A 2549-nucleotide genomic window follows, 5' to 3' on the forward strand; every position below is an offset into this window, starting at 1 on the left:
ACATTGATTGATATTAATTTTTGTCGTAGGGAGTCATAGCAGGATGAATAATAAAGAATAGCACCCTAAAGGCGATATTACATGCCATTACTTGGGTGCTTTCCCATTATTGCATCAGCCACGATCCAACCACTCAAGCTGCTTCCTAAAGATCCTGCTCCTGGAAAAACCGTATCTCCACAAAACCATAGCCCCTCCACACGAGAGTTCGGAGAGTAGCTTTTCAATAAACTATACTTACCTGAAGGAATATAACCGCCTACCTTTCCTTCTGCTCGTTGGGTATAGCGCTTAAAAGTAACAGGAGTTCCCGCCATCTTAATATCAATTTTAGAAGAGAAGCCAGGGAACCTATTATTAATAGAGTCAAGAATTCTCTCCATGTATTCTTCTTTTCTACTTTCATACTTTTCCCTATCCCACCATTTGTCCACATTTGTATGGGTAGAGATCGTAATGGATCTTTTCCCCATTGGCGCAAACTTTGTATCTCCTTCTTGTGACATAGAAAACAAGAATTGATTCCCTTCAGATAAAGGGGATTCATAGGAGGAGATAAATTGGTGAAATGGAATAGAACTAATTTGTGGTTGCATAAAGGATGCATCTGCTGCCCCAATATAGAGAGTGAATGCTCCCCAAGCTTTTCTATCTTTTTCTTTTTGTTCTTTTATTGGTAGACTAGAATGCAATTCAGGTTCTAGCAAAGAAAATACATTGTGAATGGGGACATTCATTATGAGCTTCCTTGTCCTGAAAACTTGACCGCGTTTTGTCATAACGGTCCAGATATCTCCGTGTTTAGCTACGCTGACAACCTGATGACGCAGGCGCAGTTCCCCTCCCGAAGCGCGATAATTATCCGCCAATGCATGAATAATGGAAGCAAGGCCTCCCTCTACATAAAAAGCACCCTGATGAAAAATACTTAAAGCCATATAGCCTAACAAAGAAGGAGTAAATTTAGCCGTTGTCTGGACACTATCCATCAGTTGCCCATTGATAAATGCCATAAACGGCTGATTATTCGTGAGACCGAATTTGGATAACCGGTCCTCTACAGATTGAGTTAAGTATGTGGTTAATCCCAGAAAATTGAAATCAATACTTCTTAACAAATATAAATACTCTGATGCCGTGCTTGGGGGAAAAATGGCTCGTTTTTTTACGAAATTCTGTAATACCATTGATACCTTAAAGACATCCTCAAAAAACGCATGGATACCATCTGGATTTTGGTCAAACTTCTTTATAACTTCTCTATACCATGCTTCTTTCTCGGAGAAATATGTTAGTCTCCGATCTGGAAGATACACATTCATTATTTCGTCGACCTTTCTCATAGGAGGAATCGGAGCACCGAGCTCATCAAAAAGCATTCTTAACATTCCATCCTCTTCAAAACCCATTCCAACTGTAGCTCCTGCACTAAAACGGTATCCTTTACGGTCAAATTTACTTGCACAACCCCCAAGTTCATTTGCAGCTTCAAGCGTCAAAACATCGTATCCTTCTTTTGCAAGCAGTGCAGCGGCAGTAATACCTCCAAATCCCGTTCCGATAACGATTGCATCTCTTAGCATGCCGTTTCCTTCTTTCCTGCAAGTATTATTTCTATTATATAAAATAGATGCAAAGTCACGAACGATGGATGTGTTTGTAAGTTTTTCTTGTCAAAATACGCATGTTCTAATTAAAATGTTAAGAAGATTTTAGTTGAATGTCCCATCTCAGTTATAGGAGCTTCGCTTTTCGCGGGCCGTCTGGAATCCTCCTCAGGCTCCGTGCTGTGGGATCTTCACTGACCCTTCCTCCCGCAGAAGTCTACGCTCCATTCACTACGATCAACTTGGTTTTTGTAAAACAAAAGACTTTGTCTACAATCTGATACATTCAAGTTTAGTTGAATGTCCTTTCAGGATGATTTTCATAAAAATTTTTGACCCGAGCCGTTGTTTTTTCATTATAAATATTTCAATTAGCTTAGATTTTTGTTGAAAGAAATAATGCATACACCGCATTTTGAGTAACAAAATTATCTAAGTATAAAGAAATTGCATCATTCCTAGCTATAGGATCGCCTGGAATGTTTGAAGACCATGAAACAGTCGCATTAGCTACTACGTAAGGTCCTCCATTGGAGACAAAAACCGGCTGTGTATTTGGATCACTGGGTTTTATGGTAAATGTAATAGTACCTGAAGTTATTTCATTCAAAATAAATGTTATGGTAGAAATTATATTGCGAGCTGCAGGGGCTGTAGCATTTTCAGGGACATTGGAACAAACATTATAAACATATGTTCCAGGTTGTAAGTTTCTTTCATACATAGAAGCTGTTAGTCCTACAATACTTCCATCTCCTAGTACTACTAAAGGTATTTGCTGTGACAGAGCACCAGGTGCCGCAGAGACTCTTTGAAACCCTTGGGCTGCTCCTCGAAAAAGTACTTCTTTTGTTGAAGTAGGATTAACAGGTCCCTCTGGTCCTGCTGGTCCGGTTGCTCCTTCTCGTCCTGCTGGTCCCTCTGGTCCAGTCGCTCCATCCC

At 40.1% G+C, this 2549-nt stretch carries 1 protein-coding gene and 1 pseudogene; both read right to left on the reverse strand.

The window, feature by feature from the left end:
• Positions 1–77 precede the first annotated feature (77 nt).
• Positions 78–1583, reverse strand: a complete 1506-nt coding sequence (locus AAV98_RS19690; RefSeq protein ID WP_060667201.1) for a phytoene desaturase family protein — start codon at positions 1581–1583, stop codon at positions 78–80.
• 400 nt (positions 1584–1983) lie between these two features.
• A pseudogene (locus tag AAV98_RS20630) lies at positions 1984–2549 on the reverse strand (hypothetical protein); the annotation flags it as partial.

Source organism: Bacillus sp. CHD6a (assembly GCF_001293645.1).
In the GTDB taxonomy this organism is placed as follows: Bacteria; Bacillota; Bacilli; order Bacillales; family Bacillaceae_I; genus Sutcliffiella_A.